Raw genomic sequence first — 18,343 nt, forward strand, 5'->3', positions numbered from 1 at the left:
GTGATCATGGTCTCCATCGCCACACGCGAACGCGGGTCCTGCGCCAGCATCGCGTCCAGGATCGCGTCACTGATCGAGTCGGCCATCTTGTCCGGGTGGCCCTCGGTCACGGACTCACTGGTGAACAACCTGCGGTTCATCTCAGTCACGGCTGATCTTCACCTCACTGCTTGTTGCTTCGATTATTCTTCGTACTCGACGGCCTGTCATGCCTTGGCGTGGATGATGCCCCAGGCAAGGTTCCCGCCATTTCCGCCCTGCACCCAGTTGCGCAGGCCGGTCTTCATGCGAGTCCGGTATTCCTCGCCGATGAAGTCGGCGAGTTCGTTCTCCCGGCTTTCCAGCACTTCCAGCACCCGGCCGTAGTGCAGCGGCAGGTACTCGCTGAGGTCCTCGAACTCGACGTTCTGCAGCCCGAGCCTGGCCAGCTCCTTGCGGTAGAAGCCGGGAGACCCGAGCGAATCCAGGTGCAACCGGTCCAGGATCGGCCCGAGAGCACTCTTGTCGGCCGAGTCGGCGGCCATAGGATCGGTGAACAGCACCGAGCCCTTGGGCTTGAGGACCCTGGAGATCTCCTCCATGACCCTGGTGCGGTCACCGCTGTGCAGGAAGGAGTCCTGCGACCAGACGATGTCGAAGGCATTGTCCTGGTAGGGAATGTCCTCGAACGATCCGTCGGCCACCTCGATTAGGTGATCGAGCCCCTCGGCACGGCTGATCTCACGGTTGCGCTGGTTCTCCACCTCACTGAGGTTGAGGCAGGTCACCTTGCAGCCGTAGGTGCGCGCCAGGTAGCGCGCGGCACCGCCGTAACCGGCACCCAGGTCCAGGATGGTGGTGTTGGCGTCGATGTCGACCTTGCTCGCCATCCGCTGGACCGTGCGCTCGCTCGCGGCGGCGATGTCCTCCTGCGGGGTCTGGTAGAGCCCGACGTGGATGTCGTTGCCCCCCCAGACGTGATAGTAGAAGTTGTCCGCGTCCTCGGAGTTGTAGTAGTCCCGCGCGGTGTGCACCGCGTTGGAGTACATGTCCAGGAACTCGTCCTCGGTACGGTAGGTCTTCTCCGCCACGTGGATGAAGAAGTCCGGCTCCGTGTCACCGTAGGTTTCCTGAAAGTCACCGTAGGTGTCAATCCGCTGGAAGCCGACCTCCCGCATGAGCCGCCGCATGTAGTCCTTCCGCAGCGGGTACATGTTCAGGAAGAATTCGGACTTGTCCGGGAAGGTGTACTTGAACCGTGCCAGACCGTCATCGATGTGGTCCGGCTCGGCGGAGACGTCCTCACCAGCGTAGTAATAGGTGTGCTTGCTGGAGAAACCGGTGTCCAGAATGGAATCGTAGTTACGCTGATCGATGATCAGAACACCGTCGTGCTTGAGCATCGCGTAGAACTCGGCCAGTGTCTTGCGGCGGTCCCGCTCCGAGAACAGGTGGGTAAAGGAGTTGCCCAGGCAAATGATCGCGTCGTATTCGCCGTGCACGTCGCGGTTGAGCCAGCGCCAGTCCGCGTTGACCACGCGCAGAATGTGGCCACCGTACTCCAGTCCGTTACTGAAGGCCTTGGCCAGCATCTGCGGGCTGCCGTCCGCGCTGACGGTCTCAAACCCCTCTTCGAGCAACCGGACCGAGTGAAAACCGGTCCCGGTGGCCGCGTCCAGCACGGTCTTGACACCGCGCGCACGCAATTGATCGATGAAGAAGGTCCCCTCGCTCTCGTAGCGGGCCTTCCAGTCGATCAGATCATCCCACTTGTCGACGAAACCGCCGACGTACTCCTGGGTGTAGTGATCAGTGTCGCGTACTTCCAACGGATTGTCGCCGAACGCCTGCTCCTCGAGGTGCACCGGGTCCTGATCGTTCGGCCCCTGGTCACCACGGGCAAGATCGTCCACGCTCTTGGTCATACTCAGCTCCCACTCGCGTTGGTCAAGCGCCACTGCATCGCTCGGAACCGCGGCGAATTCGCCGCCCCGAGCCCTCACGGGCGCGCCGGGTACCTCGCACAAGGGGCACACCGCACCGGTGCGGGCAGCCGGACAAACGGGCCGCGCACTGGCACCGGTCAGCACACTCGGTCGGCACCTTTGCCGCCCGATCCCGACGCAGATTCCGTACGCCGAGAACCCAACTTATTCGTATTCACGAGAAATGCAAGCACATTCAGCTGTGACCCTAATCATACAAATAGGATGATCGCGTGATTCGCGCGGTTACCCTGGGTAAAAAAATACACCCTCACCAGGAGTAATTCCGTTTTTCGACCCACGAGTCACGATCCGGCAAAGGCAATCACGCCAAAGATCCAGTATAATGCGCGTGCGCCACATACCACAGCCGGCGCGAACAATGCAAGGGTGCGATCCGATGAAATGAACAACTCGACCGCGGGGCGCGCCCATTCTCTATTCCCCTGTGCCCCTTCCATCGACGGCGGGGCTCTGGATGTTACGCCCTCCACCACGGCCGAGGTGTGATACCCCACTCACGAGCTAGAACGCCCCGTCGCCCCAGGTCAGTGCCATTTTTCGACAAGAATGATGATCAATACCTCATCGACTTGCCGAGCACGCTTCACCTGATCCGCGAAAACGGCCCTTTTTCCACTTTATTATTGTCGACAATCAGGATAATCGATTGTGCTGGATTCTTGTTCCGCCGTCCGGGGATCGTGCGGCCACGGGAAAGCGCCCCGACGGGCACCGAGCGAGCGGAGGTGACGCGTCCCGCCTCCGACAGCGGGCCCCACGCGGACAGCCCGAGAAACCCGGGCGGATCGACACCCGGTCTCGGCTCGCCCGAACGTGGAAGACCGCACCACCCTGCGGTCGCGCGAAAAGCAACGCCTGCCGCGATGCTCGCGGGGACCTCACGAGGGGCCGCGCCTGCCGCCGGTCCACAACCGCTCCACTTCGCCAGGACCTTTCGTCACCGCCTGCCGACTCGGCGCGTCTCGCACGGCTCGCCACGGAACACGGGACATACTGACGGTGTGACCTTCACCGGACCCACAGTGTTACGTCGGACGGAGCAATCTGGCGCACCAGTGTTGACGTGAGATGTGCTCTTGCTCATTAATGTTCGCTGATGGTGATTCAAGTCCGTTTGTGTTGCTATTTGTGGCCATATGTGCCCGCCTGTGACGGGCTGAGTATTCGCCGCGGACGCGGATCACCACATGCCGTGTGAGGAGGATCGATGCAGCCCCGACCATCGTGCCGCTCGCCGGTGCGGCACCTCGGTGCCCTCTCGATGGCCGCCGCGCTCGCGCTGGGTGCCGCACCGGCTGCGGCAGCTCACCCCGCGAAGAGGTGGGAACCCGTCGAGCCGCCGCTGGCCACCCCGTGGACGGAACAGGTGGGACCGAACAACGCGCTGCCCGAGTACCCCCGCCCTCAACTGAGACGACACCGGTGGAAGAACCTGAACGGGGAATGGGCGTACGCGGGCGGGACCACTCCTCCGGACCGGCAGCGGCGATTGGACGAGCGGATACTGGTCCCCTACCCGGTGGAGTCGGGACTGTCCGGCATCCAACGGCACGACGACCACATGCTCTACCGGCGAAGTTTCGAGCTGCCTTCGGACTGGCGCGACGACGAGCTCCTGCTGCACTTCGGCGCCGTCGACCAAGAGGCCACGGTCTGGGTCAACGGTGAACGCGTCGGCTCGCACCGGGGCGGTTACACCTCGTTCACGCTCGACGTCACCGACGCGCTGCGGCCTGGCTCTCGCCAACAGGTCACGGTGGCCGCCGAGGACATCAACGAACGGGGCGAGCATCCGATCGGCAAGCAGACCGACACCCCCGGAGGCATCTTCTACACCGGTTCCTCCGGGATCTGGCAGACCGTGTGGATCGAGCCGGTCTCGCGGACCCACTTGACGGAGCTGAACATCACGCCACGCCTGGACTCGGAGACCTTCCACCTCGCGCCGGAGATCAGCGGCCCGGACGCCGCCGCCGTGGAGACGGTGGTCTCACGCCCGAACGGTGAGGTGATGTCGACAACCACCACGGAGGTGGGGACGGCGGTCGAGGCGCCGGTTCCCTCTCCCAGGACGTGGAGCCCCGACGATCCCTACCTCTATGACCTGACCGTGCGTCTGCTGGACGCCGAGGGACGCGAACTCGACCGGGTCGACAGCTACGCGGGCATGCGCTCGACAGGGCTGGTCGAGGACTCGCGGGGCAGACAGCGCATCACCCTCAACGGGAAGATCCTGTTCCAGCAGGGGATGCTGGACCAGGGATTCTGGCCCGACGGGTTGCACACTCCGCCCACCGACGAAGCCATGCGCCACGACATCGAGCAGGCCAGACGGATGGGCTTCAACATGCTGCGCAAGCACATCAAGGTCGCTCCGAAACGCTGGTACTACTGGGCCGATCGGCTGGGCATCCTGGTCTGGCAGGACATGCCCTCCCTGACGGCCCGGATCGGGGGCACCAACGGCGCTCCCGCCGAGGAAGCGCGGACCAACTTCGAGGCCGAGACCAAGACCATCGTCGACCAGCTCGACAGCGTGACCTCGCTGGTGACCTGGGTCCCGTTCAACGAGGGCTGGGGCGAGTTCGACACCGCCAGGATCACAGAGAGGATCGAGCGGCTCGACCCGAGCAGGCTGGTCGACGCCTCCAGCGGAGTGAACTGCTGCGACTCACTGCCGGACACCGGGGCGGGCGACATCTACGACGACCACACCTACGTGGGCCCGGGAACACCGCAGGCTACCGCCGAGCGCGCGGCGGTCAACGGTGAGTACGGCGGTCTCGGCCTCGTCGAACGGGGACACCTGTGGCCGGGTGAACCGAGCGCCTACGAGATGATCGACAGCCCCGCGCTACTCACCGAACGCTACGGCCAGCTCAGCGAGGCCCTGATCGGCACGATCGAGCGCAACGGGCTCTCGGCCGCGATCTACACCCAGGTCTCCGACGTGGAGAACGAGGTCAACGGTCTGATGACCTACGACAGGAAGATCACCAAGCCGGATGTCGCCTCGGTTCGAGCGGACAACGAGGCGATCATCGACGCGGGTACCCCGTAACCCACTGATCACCGCACACCGGACGAACGAGCCGTGCCATGATCCACCCGGCGCGACGAACCGGGAAACGACGTCTCCCGATGCTCACGCCGTGCGGGTCCCAGCGACTGCGTTCCGCCGTCCAGCGGTTCACCGCCACAGGCGATGGGGCGATTCCGGCGGAGAACGAGTTCGGGCCCACGGGGCGGGAACGAGGATTCACGAGGAAAGGACTCCCATGAACGATGCCGGATTCACGGAGCGTGCCTGGAGCAGGCGCGGCGCGTTGACGACCCTCACCACTACGGCCGCCACCGCCGCGCTGGGCGCCACCGCCGAGGCACGATCTACCGGACACGGACACCGCCCTCCCCTGCACGACCGTGCCGAGCAGACCGCCAGCGGCAGGCTCTACGAACTCCGTTCGGGCCACCACCGCGCCGTGGTGGGCGGAGTGGCGGCGTCGCTGCTGTCCTGGCAGGTGGCGGGCACCGAGATGCTGCTGACCCACCCGCCGGAAGATGTCGGGGAGGGGTTCCAGGGCAAGACCATCCTGCCCTGGCCCAATCGGATCGACCAGGGCACCTACGAGTTCGACGGAGAGCGGTTCCAGGTGCCGATCAACGAACCTTCCAGGCAGTCGGCGCTGCACGGACTGATGAACTTCGTCGAGTGGGGACCGGTGCGCCACCGCTCCGACAGCGTGACACTGCGGTACCTGCTGCACCCGCAGTACGGCTACCCGTTCCGGATGGAGTTCCTGATCGAGTACACCCTCGACCGACACGGTCCACGGTGCACCCTCACCGCCGAGAACACCGGCGACACCCGGGCCCCTGTGGGCTGGGCCAATCACACCTACATAGCGGCCGGAGCGGGCGGTACCGACGGCATGGATCTCCGGTTACCCGCCAAGACCTACTATCGTACCAACGACCGGCTCATTCCGACGGGTACCGCTTCGGTCTCGGGCACCGAGTACGACTTCCGCGACGGTCGCACCATAGGTTCCACCAGGATGGACACCGCGTTCACCGACCTTTCCCGGAACAGGTGGGGTCACGCCACCGTCCGATTCGGAGGCACTCCCGGCCCCGACGTGCTGCTGTGGGTGGACGAGTCCTACGGCTACCTGCAGGTCTACACCGACGACTCTCCCAGTGAGCGGCGTCCGCAACCGGCCCGTTCGGGGATCACGGTGGAACCCAACACCTGCCCGCCGAACGCTTTCGTGACGGGTGAGTCCGTGCTCGTCCTGCGGCCGGGACAGCGACACACCGCGACGTGGGGACTGCGGGTGCTCGGCTGAGGCCGGAAACGCACCACCGGTCCCGCTGATGTACTCGGACGGGCGTGCGTGAGCCGGTGGCTCGGCGACGGCGCGCCCACCCCATAGCCCGGAGGGCGCGCGGTCGAGTCATCCCGCCGTGGCATCCCGGGCCGACGGCGAGATCACCCGAGCGGAGACGACACCGATCCCACGACGCGGTCCCTCTCCCGTCGGCCCGACCACAGCTCGGTCTCGTCCCACCGACTTCCAGGAAGGCTCCGGTCGCACATCAGCCTTCCAGGGGAGTACGGCCCCCACCCCCGACGGCCTGGAACGGGCAGCGGGGCGCTCCGGGTGCCCTGAGATCACCGGCAGCGATGATCAACTCGCTTGGTGGAATCGGCGAGAGCGCCCTCCGCCGCTGTTCCCACAGCACGGAAACAATTCTTCGCTGTCGTGCTGTTCACGATTGGACACCACTAGTACGACATTCGGTTCCCGACACGAATCGACACCGCGAAGAACGCACCAGCCGAATCGACGATTCCTCTCCGCTCACTTCTGGTATTTATTCGACGCGAGGCGGATACCGGTACCGTTGCCGAAGCGGGACGTGCCCCAGGGCGCGTCGGCCGTGCCATTCGAAGAACCGTTGCGCCGATGAGTTCCGGGAAACGAGAATCTTCCCGCTGAGCCGCTGAGCGGGCACTGGCCGAGGAACACTGTCCTGGAGCTGCTCCAGGGGCGCCTACAGCGTCAACGGCGCGTTCCCCACGGCACCGGGGAGCCTCATCACCTTCGCCGCGCCGGTGATCGCGACCTCAGCAGCGGATCCGGGAACCCCGCACGGCAAAGCACTCGATCACCCGAAGGAACCGGGAGGTTACGTGAAGGGCCTCGTGCCGGAGTGCCGCGCATCGCGTGCCCGCGCCTGTGGATGGTTCGCGTGCATCGGCCGCGCCTATGCTCTCCCGCAGCGGCACCGTGGTCTCCTCCCGGTCCTGCGCGAACGAGGTGTGCGCCGGCCGCGAGTGCTACCGCACGGGAAGAAGGCACAACGGATTCCCGCCGGATCTGCTGCGGCTCCCGGAAAAACGGGAAGCATGGGCCGCGGTTCCGGCACCATCGTCGTCACCGTCGGGGCGAACACTCCGAGACAGCAGGCAGTATTCTGGGAGTGGTGCGGAATTCTCGACGGCGCCGTGCTCGCGATGGAAATCCTGCTCGAGTTCTACCTCACGTCGAGAACGGCGAGACGTGGCAACGGCTGACCGAGAAAGATCGAGGTACGGCGCCGGGACCTTTCCTCACCGCACGAACGCGCACCGGCCGTGCTGCGCGGAAGGGGTGAGGGGGTCCGAGTTCCGCGCCGCCGCCCGTAGCATGGAGCGCTAACGCTCGGGAGTGGCCGAGACGATCCGAGGACGAGTTCACTTCCCAGAGAAGCGAGATCCGGAGCCTCCGGGGAGGAGTCCCCGGACCTCGGGCCTGGAAATCGGACGGGGGGCACGCCCCGGGATCCGTACTCACGTCCGTCCGGGTCTGTCAACCGGACCTCGGGTTGGACTCGCCGTTCGTTCGGTCTCACTCCCTCCGACAGCGGCGCGGCCGAACGAGGTGCTCGAACGACGCACTACCACGACGGGTCCCCCTCCGGGGGATCCAGCAGGCTGTGCCGCACCGCGAAAGTGGCCGCCTCCAGTCGGGAATGCACCCCCAGTTTGCTCAGTAGTGCCTGCACGTGGGTTCGCACCGTCGTGCTGGAAACCCCGAGTCGGTTGGCCATCGTGGTGGTGCGGGCCCCGGCGACGAGCAGCCGCAGGCAGTCGTGCTCCCGGGGAGTCAGCGACATCCGCAGCGGTGCCGGCGCACGTGCGGTCCTCGCGCTCGCGGTGCTCGCGCGACCGTCGGGGAAACGGGGAAGCCTGGTGACCGGTTCCCCCATGGCGGCCTTTCCCACAGCCTCAACCAGGGCGGTGACTCCGCACATCTTGGTGACGTAACCGATCGCTCCCGCTCGCATCGCACGACGCATGGCCGCGGCGTCGGAGTCGGCCGTGAGCAGCAGCACGCGCATTCGGGGTCCTCCGGCCGCCACGATCTCGTCCATACGTTCCAGTGAGTCACCGTCGGTGAAGAACCTCTCCAGCACGCAGACGTCGGGCTTGTTGCGTCGCACGCAGCGCACTGTCTCGGTGATGCTGTCCGCGGTGTCCAACACGTTGAGCCCCCGCTGTGGGAGCACGGTCACCAACGCGTCCACGAAAACGGCATGATCGTCCCCCAGCACCAGATCAGCCATCGTCCCCCCTAGTAGCCAACTCGTGAGACCGCCGGACCCGTGCACCGTCAACCCCGGAGTGTGATCACACCTCGCGGTCTCGAACCGAACGACGCGGACACGCCCCCCACGTGTCCACGGGAGTCCCGTTCGGCGGGGTCCGGAACGCCTCTCGTCAGGTCGTGCTCGAAAAAGCGCGACACTCGCCACACTGGTGTTATACCCGCCCCACCGGCAGCACGCACGTGCTGTCGCATTGACACAGCAAAGAGTAGTGGCCATTCATTCCCCGAGGTACACGGAGCGCAGCTCGCCCAGCACGGCGTCGATGCCGAACCTGTCACGTTCGACTCGGCGATGGCCCGCGCGTCCCATCCTGGTGCGCTTGGCGGGGTCGTCGAGCAGTGCGGCGACCGCTTCGGCCAGTAGGTCCGGACGCCGAGGCGGCACCAGCACGCCGGTCCGTCCCGTCGCGACGAGGTCGGGAACGGCGTTGACGGCCGTGGCCACGACCGGCAGGCCGCACAGCATCGCCTCGATGACCGCAAGTGGCAGTCCCTCGTACCTGCTGGGCAGCACGAACACGTCGAGCGCGGGAAGCAGCTCGATGACGTCCGAACGCTGGCCCGCCAACACGAAACGGTCACCGAGCCTGTCTCGTGCCAACCGCTCGACCTCTCGTTCACGTTCCCCCGTACCGATCCAGACCCCTCGGAAGTCCCGACGCGGCAATCTGGCCAGCGCGTCGACGAGGTCCTCGGGGGCCTTCTGGTAGGTCAGCCTGCCGACCGCACCCACGAGCAGGCAGTCCTCGTCGACACCGAGTTCGCGACGGGCACGTCGCCGATTCCCGGTGTCGGCGAGCGGGGCGTCGAGCGGGACCGGTACTCCGACCGCTCGGATCCGGTTCGGGGACGCCAGACGACGCCGGACGGCCTCCCCCGCCACCCCGTCCCCCACGCACAGCACATTGTCGGTGACCCTGCCCAGCAGGCGTTCGACAGCCACGTAGCAGCGCCGCTTTCCCCACCGCTGGAACCGGTGGAACGGGAACCCGTGGTAGGTGTGCACCACTCGCGGGACGGCCGACAGTCGTGCGGCCATCCTCCCGAGCGCCCCCGCCTTGGCGGTGTGCGTGTGGACGACGTCGAACCCGCCGCGGGAGAACAGCACGACGAGCCGGAACAACGCGAGCAGGTCCCACCAGGGCGTGATCGGCTTGCGCAGCGCCGGTTCCACGACGACTTCGACCCCGGCACGCTGCGCGCGTCGCACCAGTGGCCCGTGAGCGCCGGTGACGAGGGTGACGGAGCACGAGTCCTCTCGCAACGCGACCGCGCACCGCAGCACCACCACCCCTGCCCCACCTTCCAACCGCGTGATGACGGTGGCCACTCGCGGGGAAGCACTCATACCGTCTTTCGGGGCAACGCACGTACGGTGGCGCCCGAGGGCTCGGGCAGCGAGCCCGCCGACCGGGCGAGCATCACCGCTTCGAGCTGGCTGTGCACGTTGAGCTTGGTGAGGATGCCCCTGGTGTGCTTGCGAACCGTCTGAACCGAGATGAACAGCTCGGCGGCTATCTGCCAACCGCGCTTGCCTTCCGCCATGGCCGCCAGCACTTCCCGCTCGCGTTGGCTGAGAGCCGCCAGCGGGTCGTCATTCCGGGTGTCCGCGAGCCGGATGTCCTGACGCAGGGCGCGCAACACGGTACCGAGCACTTCAGGGGGATACCAGGCGTTTCCCCGAGCGACGTCCCTGATGATCCCGACCAGCTCGGTGACCCCGCGCTCCTTGGGCAGCCAGGCGGCCGTCCCCGCGCGCGCCGCCTCAACTGCGAGCTCCGGACTGGCCGTGGAGGCCAGCACCACGATCCGGACCGGGGGACAGCTCTCGTCGAGTCTTCGTAACGCTTCGTGAACACGGTCGCCCAGCACCGCGAGATCGATCACCATCACCTCCGGTCTGGCTCTGCTGATCCGCTCGACCAGCTCCGCGTCGGCGCGATCGGCGCTGTCGGCCACCCACAGGTCCGGCTCGGTACACAGGTACTGCGAGAGAGCCTCGACGAACATGCGCTGTTCGCCCACGAGCAACAGGCGCAGCATGATCCCCCCAGAACGACGAACGCTACTACCGCCCCATACCGGCGGATTCTCCAGCAGCTCCGCGCACCACGCAGCGCGGAGCCGCGTCGTGACGTGTTCCGCGCGAGTGCTCCGGAGAGCGAGAACCGGTCAGCCACCGGAGCCACCCGAGGTGGTCGCGTCGGGCTCGGTCGAGGGGGCCGACTCCACCGGCTCCGCCCCCCGCGCGCGGCGCCCCGGGCTTCGCCAGCGTCCCGTGGACCTGGTCAGCCAGGCCATCGGCAGGGTGTACAGCGACAGCGCGGCGTCCAGAAAACGCAACGCGAGGAAGAACGCACCGAAAGCGAGGAACCTGGCCCTGCGCTGCGCCACCGCCACCAACAGGGTCAGCAGCAGATCCACCGCCACCACCCCGAACAGCAGCGAGAAGAGACTCACGTACGTCGACAGGGCCTCGTGCAGTGGGCCCAACACCAGCAGCTCGGCCGTGGCCGGGACCAGCAGCGGAAGCAGCAGCACCACGAGAACCAACGGCAGCGCGACCATCAGCAGGCTGCTGGTCAGCAGTTCGAGCAACAACAGCGAGACCATGCAGGTGAACAGGTTGGCCCTGGGCCGGTGTCTGCGCACGGTCTGCCACCAGCCCAGCGCCCAGCGCCTGGTCTGGCGGACGTAGTCGCGCAGGTTGTCGGGGTCCTGGGTCACCGCCACCGCGGCAGGAGTGAAACCGACTTTGCCGAGACGCTTCTGGTACACCTCGAAGGTCATGTTGAAGTCCTCTATGACCAGCCCCGGTGGGTTCATCTCGATGTGCGGCAGCACGGAGGTGCGGTACATGCTGGCGAAACCGGGGACGATGTGCGTGGCGTTGCACTTGGGCCACGTCTGTCCGAATTTGAGCAGGTACTGGCCCAGCGCGTAGATCCGCTGTCTGTGGCAGACCAGCAACTTGCCCAACCAGGACATCCCCTGCCGATCCCAGTCGGTGCGCACGAAACCGGCGACCGCGACGATCCCGGGGTCGGTGAACAACGGCAGCGCCGCCCGGAAGTAGTTCCTGTCGAGCCGGGTGTCGGCGTCCAGCAGCAGCACGGCCGGATAGCGTTCGACGAGCCGGAAACGTTCGATCGCCTGCCGCAGCGCCCCGGCCTTGCCCACGTTGCTCCAGGTACTGATCACGTTCACTCCCGCACGCTCCGCGAGTTCGACGGTGCGGTCCGTCGAACCGTCCGAGACCACGTGCACATTGCCCGGCGGGACGAGCTCGGTGACCGACTCCAGGCTTTCGGTGATCACGAGCTCCTCGTTGTGGGCGGCCATGAGCACCGCGACACGGTCGGTGCCGAACGGGGCTTCGGCCGCCGGAGACCCCCCGGCGAGCTCGGTGTCAGTGGGAAAGCACCCGAATCCCCGCACCGGGCGTCGCGTGAGGAAGAGGTGCCGGCGCCGCGACCACCGCCGCGTCCGGCGGTACGCGGCGGCGCAGCTCGTCGCGGTAGCCCGGAGCAACCCCACACCTCCCCAGAGGATGAAGTTCGTCCCGAAAACCAGCACGGCTACAAGCCACCACGGAACCACCTGGTCACCTCCTCAGTGCCCCGACGGTGCCGACCCGCTCGGCCCGGGCCCGACCCGAGCGGTGCGCACGGGATCGCACGGACCGTCGTCATCCCCGCCGCCTGCCGGAACGGCGCGCCACCGGAAAGCTCTCGCGGAGTCGTGGCCAGGTGGCGGGATCGGCTGGGCCGTACATCCACAGGTAGACACCGCCGATGCCGGCCCGGTCGGCAACCTCGAACTTGGCTCGCGAACTGGCCGCGTTCTCGAACCACACCTCGTGCCGCGTCCCGTCCGAATCGGTGTAGGCAAACCACGGGCTCCGGCTGTCCTCGTCGAACCTGACGCGTACGTCGTGCCGTTGTGCGATGCGCGTGGCCTCACCCCAGGTCACCGGTTGCCCTTTTCCCTCCGACCAGTCATAGCCGTAGAGCGGGACACCGAGCACGATCTTGTCGGGGGGTATCGTTCCGCGCGCGTAGGCGAGTACGTCTCGGATCCAGTCCACCGGTGCCACGGGTCCCGGCGGGGAGGTCGACCAGTGCCGGTCGTATCCCATCAGGCGTACCTGGTCGGCGGCACGACCGATGGCCGCGTAGTCCTGCGCGGCGTTGCGTTCGTCGTAACCGCGTTCGCTGGCCTTGGCGAACAGCGCCACCGACAGGGTTCTGTCGTGGGCGTGCAGGGCATCGGCCAGTTCCCGGACCAGTGCGGTGAACTCCTCGCGGTCCTCGGCCCGGAGTTCCTCGTAGTCGATGTCGATGCCCGCGTAGTCGTTGGACAGTACGAGATCGACGATCTCGCGCACGTGCCGCTTCCGTCGTTCGGGGTCGTGCAGCAGGGGCGCGACCGAGTCGTAGGACCAGGCACCGTGAGTCATGTTCGCGATGCTGGGAGTGAACCGCAGCTCCGTGCCGCGCAGGGAGTTCATGGCCGCGCGGGTCCGGCCCGCTCGGTCGGACGGGATCTGGCTGACGACACGTCCCGCCGGGTCGAGTCCGTACATCCAGGGCGATACCTCGGTGAACGCCTCGGTATGACTCATCAGCGCCGAGGTGCCGTCCTCGAAGTTCCAGAACGGCAGGGCTGCCACCACCTCCCTGGACTCGGAGGCGGGACGCGGGACGGGATCGGGTCGCACGGAAAGCACCACCAGCACCAACGCCAGACAGAGCACCGTCGCGCCGGCCGCCAGGGCGAGGCGCCGCGTCCTGGCTCCGAACGGGGTGAACCGTCGCCGGGCTCCGGGTTTCTCACGCATGAGCGTGCCCCCATCCTCGTCTCAGCCGGTGTCCGTCCGGCCGGACGCCACGGTGGTGCCGCTCCTGTCCGCGCGGGTGTGCTCGTCCACGATCGACCTGATGATCGAGTCCAGGTCGTGTTCGGGGCGGAAACCGACCAGTTCCCTTGCCAGTGAACAGTCGGGAACCCGACGCAGCATGTCCTCGTAGCCGGATCCGTACACCGCCTCGTAGGGACGGTGCACGATGTCGCTGGGTGAACCGGTGGTCGCGATCACGCGGCGGGCCAGCTCCTCGATCGACACCTGTTCGGTGCTGCCGAGGTTCACCGCACGGCCTCGGGCGGGCTCGCTGCGCACCAGGGCGGCCAGCGCGGGAACCACGTCGTCCACGTGGCAGAAGCACCGAATCTGCTCGCCGGTTCCGAACACCGTCAGCGGATGCCCGCGAAGCGCCATGGACACGAAACGTGGCAACACCATGCCGTAACGACCGCTCTGTCCGGGCCCGACCGTGTTGAACAACCGCACGATGACGGCCCACAGGCCCTGTTCGTCGACGTAGGACCTGGTCATGCTCTCGTCGACGGCCTTGGCTTCCGAATAGGACCACCGGGACTTCAACGGCGAACCCACGATCCTGTCGTCCTCCTCGGTGAGGCCGATCTTGTCGTTCTTGCCGTAGATCTCGCTGGTGGAAGCGATCAGCACGCGGCTGCGGTTCCGGTGGGCGGCCCGCAGCACCTGGTGGGTGCCGTGGATGTTGGTGAGCAGGCTTTCCAGGGTGCGGTCGCGGATCACGAAGGCACCGACCGCCGCGGCCAGGTGAAACACCACGTCGCAGCCCTCGGCGGCACGCTCCACCGTGTCCTGCTCGACGACGCTGCCCCGAACCAGGCGCAGCCGTTCGTGCCGGGCCACGCCGGCCAGGTTCTCCCAGTCGCCGGTACTGCCGTCGTCCAGACCCACGACCGTCTCCCCTGCGGCGAGCAGGTGTCGTACCAGGTGCGAGCCCACGAAACCCGCGGCTCCGGTGACCAGCGCTCTCATCGCTTCACCCCCGAACCGGCGGTGTCCTCCAGGGTTCCGCGCTGCCGAGCACGTCGTCCGCCGCGCCGAGCGGCCAGCAGATCCTCGTAGAGCTGGTCGATGCGTTCGGTCACCGCGTCCATACCGTAGAGCTCCCGCAACGCGGGGACCTGAGCCCGAGGTCGGGCGGCGGCCAGCTCACCCCGCAGAGCGGTACGCAGCGAACCGACCTCGCCCGCAACCTCGAGCGCGCGGTCGGTGTCCACACCGTCCAGTGCCGGGCACGTGGTGTAGAGCGCCACCAGGCCGTTGGCCAGGGCCTCCAGCACGGACAACCCGAAGGTCTCCTGCTTGGAGCAGGCGACGAAAAGATCCAGCGCGGACAGCACAGCGGCCACGTCACTGCGCTTGCCCGCGAAGATCACGCGGCCCGAGACCCCGTGGGCCGCGGCCAGCTCCTCCAGCCGCTGCCGATCGGGACCGTCGCCCACCAGCAGCAGCCGGGTCCCCTCGTCCAGCAGCGGCGCGGCGGACTCGATCAGCAGGTCGAACCGCTTGTTCGGGTCGAGCCTGCCGAGCGCCCCCACCACCCGGTGCCGTTCGGAGAGGCCGAGTTCCTCCCTGGTCCGCGCACGGGCGGCCGGGTCGAAGGCCACCCTGTCGAAGTCGAGCCCGTTCGGAATGACACGGAGCTTGCGCTCCGGGACTCCCCAACGGCGCAACCGGGTGGCCACGGTGTCCGAGACCGCGATCGTGGTGTCGGAGAACAGGTCGCTGCCCAGGTACAGCATTCGCACGCCCGTGGTCATGCGCCTGCGTTCGAGGTGGGTCTCGCCGATGGAGTGCTCACTGGCGACCACCACGGGAACCCCGGCCAGCCGCGCCGCGACGCGCCCATAGACGCAGGATCGGTAGAGGTGGGTGTGCACGGCGTCGAACCCGCCGTCGCGCATCAGGGAGCGAAGCCGGAACAGCGCACCCAGCTCGGTGTTGCTGCTCATGCCGAGGTCGTGGACCGCGATCCCCGCCTCGGAGATCATCTTCGCGACCTCGCCCGCGTTGTACAGGGTCGCGACCTCGCAGTCGTGCCCGCTACGACGTACCAGCTCGTGGAGTTGCAGCTCGGCTCCGCCTATTCCCAGACCGGTGATCACGTGTAGGACTCGCACCATTCCCCCCTTGCCGGTTGTGCCGGGATCCGAGAACTCCCGTGAGCACGACACCGGCCGTGCGCACGAGGATCACCAGATCCAGCCACGGTGACCAGTACTCGACGTACTGGTTGTCGAAACGGGCCCGCTCGACGATCGAGGTGTCACCGTGCAGCCCGTGGACCTGCGCCCAGCCGGTGAGACCTCCCGCGACGCGGTGCCGGTCCGCGTAGCCCGGGATCGCGGCGGCGAACCGCACCGCGTAGTACGGCCGTTCGGGACGCGGTCCCACCAGGGACATCTCGCCCCGCAGCACGTTCCAGAACTGTGGTAACTCGTCGAGATGATTGCCGCGTAGCCAGTTACCCAGGCGATCGCACTGATGAGGGGGCGGCGTCCAGGCATCGTGCCCACTATCAGTCACGGTACGTAGTTTTGTCACGCGGGTAAGAGCACCTGCTCTGGTGATCCGCTCCTGCCGGAAGAACGCGGCCGGGTTCCGCGAACGCACCGCGAGGCTCAGCGGCAGCAGCACCGGCAGCGCCAGCAGCGCCAGCACCGGCGCGAGCAGCAGGTCGAACGTCCGCTTGGCGAGACGTCCCCCGGCCGCGCCCGCCCCCTGACGCAGCGGTAGCAGCGGTGTCCCCCACACTTCGTCCATCGAGGTCCGCGACGCGGCGAGTCCCAACCCGGGCAACCGGGGCAGGACGCAGATATCGATCTTCGGGGAACGACAGCGACGCACCACCTCGGTGATGCCGGGACTCGTCTCGTCGGTGCAGCACAGCAGCACGCGGGTCACGCGGTACCTCCGGACGACCTCGGCCAGCTCCGCCGGTGCCGCCAGCACCTCTTCCCCCGGCGTCTCCGCCGGGCCGCGGTGGTCGAGGAATCCCACGAACCGCAGCCCCGGGACGCGGTGTTCCGCCAAGGCGCGGGCCAGGTCCCGTGCGGCGCCGTCACGCCCGACGATCACCACCGACTCGACCAGCCTCCCCCTTCCGCGCGCGTGACGCAGCACCACCACGGTCAACAGCCTGCCGAGCAGCAGACCGGCCGCCGAGCAGCCTCCCAGCAGCAGCACCCGGGATGCCGGTACCCAGGCGAGCAACATCAGCAGAGGCAGCCCCGACGCGGCGACCAGGCTTCCGACCCGGTCGGAGACCCGCCCGCACAGCGGGAGCCGCTGTGCTCCGCGAACGGCCAGCACCAGCAGCACGGCGGGCACGTAGATCGCGGCGGCGGGGCCGGGAAAACCCAGCGCGAACGCCACCACGCAGAGCACGAGCAGGTCGGCCGAGGGGAACAGCCAGGTGAGCAGCGACGGCGTCCAGCTACCGGACGGCACTGCCGCCACTCCTGATCCCGCCGAGAGCTCGGCGGACCCGCCGGGACGGCGCGTCCCCCACGAAGCTGGCTCCCGCGGCAGGGGCACCGACCGGTGCGGTTCGCGGACCTGCTGCCAGTTCATCTGCCCACCCCCGGCAGCGCGAACGCGCGACGTTCCCTGGCGGGAGCGACCCGGCCCGTCACGGCCCGCGCCGCGTGGTCGGCGCCGTAGACGAACCGCATGACCGGACCGAACGTGGCGGCGACGGCGGGTCCGACGAAGAACAGCCCCGGCACGGTGGACTGGTAAGCGGCGTCGACCCTCGGTGCGCGGTCCAGCGTGCCCACCCTGCCGCGCAGCTCGGGGGCCAGGAAAGGCAACCGTCCCAGGTCCGGCCGATAGCCGGTGGCGCTGATGACGTGATCCAGCGAAAGCGTGGAGGTCTCCCCGCCGCGACGCAGTCCCAGTCGCACCCGGTCCCCCGTCGGGTCGGCCCAGTCCAGCTGCCGCTCCAGCAGCATCGGGATGCGTCCGTCCACGCGATCCCGCAGCCACCAGGCCCCGGCGGGACCCAGCGCCGTACGGGCCAGCCTCACCCTCGTCGCCACCGGCAGCCTGCGGAACAGCTCGGGGTGTTCGGAGTAGAACCACGTCGCCCAGCCGGTACCGAGTCCGGCCTCGGGTTCACGGAGTCTCCGGCGCAGTGACCTGTCCTCGGTGGGAGGCAGACCGTTCCACACGATGCGCCCCGAACGGGCGATGATCCGGACCGAGGCCCCGGACTCGCGCAGCAGGGCGGCGGTTTCCAGTGCGGACTGTCCGGACCCGACGACGGCCACCTCGCGGTCGCGGAAGACCCCCAGGTCCACGTGCGCGCTGCTGTGCGATGCCAGGTGGGCGGGTAGCTGGGCCAGCACGTCGGGCACCCGGGCGAAGTGCTCCACCCCGGTGGCGATCACGACGTTCCGGGCGGTGGCACTCCTGCCGTCGGTCAGCTCGAGCTCGTAGCGATCACCGACTCGGCGGACGTCGTCGACCAGCACCTGTTCCACGTCGGGTGCCTGGTTGCGCTCGAACCAGGTCCCGTACTCCAGGAAGGTGTCCAGCGAGACCGGGATCCCGATGTCGGCATAGGCCCGCCCCGTTTCCCGGCAGAACTTCTCGAGCGTGTGACTGGCGTGGGGGTCCGAGAGGCTGCAGGCGAATCCCTGCGACTTGAGGTACATCCCCCGTGGCATGGCGGTGCGCCACAGGTTGAGCGGCACGCCGAACTGCCGGTGGCTCACGCCGGCCGCTCGCAGGTGGGCCGCCAGCGACAGTCCGTACGGACCCGCTCCGACAATGGCGACGTCGACTGTTTCGTTCATCGT

General features: G+C 67.5%; 14 protein-coding genes. 3 read left to right on the forward strand and 11 right to left on the reverse strand.

Annotation, left to right across the window (positions count from 1 at the left end; translation table 11 throughout):
• Window positions 1-140: S-adenosylmethionine synthetase N-terminal domain-containing protein (locus BLQ75_RS20285; protein ID WP_244515809.1), on the reverse strand; the 140-nt coding region annotated here is incomplete at its 3' end.
• 66 nt (window positions 141-206) lie between these two features.
• Entirely contained in the window at window positions 207-1,904 is a 1,698-nt protein-coding gene (locus BLQ75_RS20290) for a glycine/sarcosine N-methyltransferase (protein ID WP_092604278.1), read from the reverse strand.
• Between the two features lie 1,291 nt (window positions 1,905-3,195).
• Here BLQ75_RS20290 and BLQ75_RS20295 point away from each other — a divergent pair.
• From BLQ75_RS20295 to BLQ75_RS23635, 3 genes are all read left to right on the forward strand, one after another.
• Window positions 3,196-5,049, forward strand: a complete 1,854-nt coding sequence (locus BLQ75_RS20295; RefSeq protein WP_092604279.1) for a glycoside hydrolase family 2 protein — start codon at window positions 3,196-3,198, stop codon at window positions 5,047-5,049.
• 217 nt (window positions 5,050-5,266) lie between these two features.
• On the forward strand, window positions 5,267-6,337 hold the full coding sequence (locus BLQ75_RS20300) for an aldose 1-epimerase family protein (protein ID WP_092604280.1): 1,071 nt from the start codon (window positions 5,267-5,269) through the stop codon (window positions 6,335-6,337).
• A gap of 1,064 nt (window positions 6,338-7,401) precedes the next feature.
• On the forward strand, window positions 7,402-7,569 hold the full coding sequence (locus BLQ75_RS23635; RefSeq protein WP_170837597.1) for a hypothetical protein: 168 nt from the start codon (window positions 7,402-7,404) through the stop codon (window positions 7,567-7,569).
• A 362-nt stretch (window positions 7,570-7,931) separates the two neighbouring features.
• Here the strand turns inward: BLQ75_RS23635 and BLQ75_RS20305 are convergent, their stop codons facing one another.
• The 9 genes from BLQ75_RS20305 to BLQ75_RS20345 form a co-directional block, all read right to left on the reverse strand.
• Complete coding sequence (locus BLQ75_RS20305) at window positions 7,932-8,600, reverse strand: response regulator transcription factor (protein WP_092604281.1); 669 nt, start codon at window positions 8,598-8,600, stop codon at window positions 7,932-7,934.
• 261 nt (window positions 8,601-8,861) lie between these two features.
• Complete coding sequence (locus BLQ75_RS20310) at window positions 8,862-9,992, reverse strand: glycosyltransferase family 4 protein (protein ID WP_092604282.1); 1,131 nt, start codon at window positions 9,990-9,992, stop codon at window positions 8,862-8,864.
• Complete coding sequence (locus BLQ75_RS20315) at window positions 9,989-10,687, reverse strand: response regulator transcription factor (protein WP_092604283.1); 699 nt, start codon at window positions 10,685-10,687, stop codon at window positions 9,989-9,991. Before BLQ75_RS20315 ends, BLQ75_RS20310 begins: the two co-directional genes overlap by 4 nt.
• A gap of 129 nt (window positions 10,688-10,816) precedes the next feature.
• A complete protein-coding gene (locus BLQ75_RS20320) occupies window positions 10,817-12,244 on the reverse strand; it encodes a glycosyltransferase family 2 protein (RefSeq protein WP_092604284.1) in 1,428 nt (475 codons plus the stop codon).
• Window positions 12,245-12,332: 88 nt separating this feature from the next.
• Complete coding sequence (locus tag BLQ75_RS20325) at window positions 12,333-13,484, reverse strand: glycosyl hydrolase family 18 protein (RefSeq protein WP_092604285.1); 1,152 nt, start codon at window positions 13,482-13,484, stop codon at window positions 12,333-12,335.
• Between the two features lie 21 nt (window positions 13,485-13,505).
• Window positions 13,506-14,513, reverse strand: coding sequence for an NAD-dependent epimerase/dehydratase family protein (locus BLQ75_RS20330; RefSeq protein WP_092604286.1), 1,008 nt, complete (start codon window positions 14,511-14,513; stop codon window positions 13,506-13,508).
• Window positions 14,510-15,664 (reverse strand): glycosyltransferase, encoded by a 1,155-nt coding sequence (locus BLQ75_RS20335; RefSeq protein ID WP_425286475.1) that lies wholly within the window; start codon window positions 15,662-15,664, stop codon window positions 14,510-14,512. Before BLQ75_RS20335 ends, BLQ75_RS20330 begins: the two co-directional genes overlap by 4 nt.
• Entirely contained in the window at window positions 15,585-17,114 is a 1,530-nt protein-coding gene (locus BLQ75_RS20340) for a sugar transferase (protein ID WP_092604288.1), read from the reverse strand. The genes BLQ75_RS20335 and BLQ75_RS20340 overlap by 80 nt, the downstream gene beginning before the upstream one ends.
• Entirely contained in the window at window positions 17,111-18,340 is a 1,230-nt protein-coding gene (locus BLQ75_RS20345) for an FAD-dependent oxidoreductase (protein ID WP_092604289.1), read from the reverse strand. Before BLQ75_RS20345 ends, BLQ75_RS20340 begins: the two co-directional genes overlap by 4 nt.
• Window positions 18,341-18,343: the final 3 nt, after the last annotated feature.

The sequence above is a fragment of the Actinopolyspora xinjiangensis genome, assembly GCF_900104475.1.
Taxonomy (GTDB): Bacteria; Actinomycetota; Actinomycetes; order Mycobacteriales; family Pseudonocardiaceae; genus Actinopolyspora; species Actinopolyspora xinjiangensis.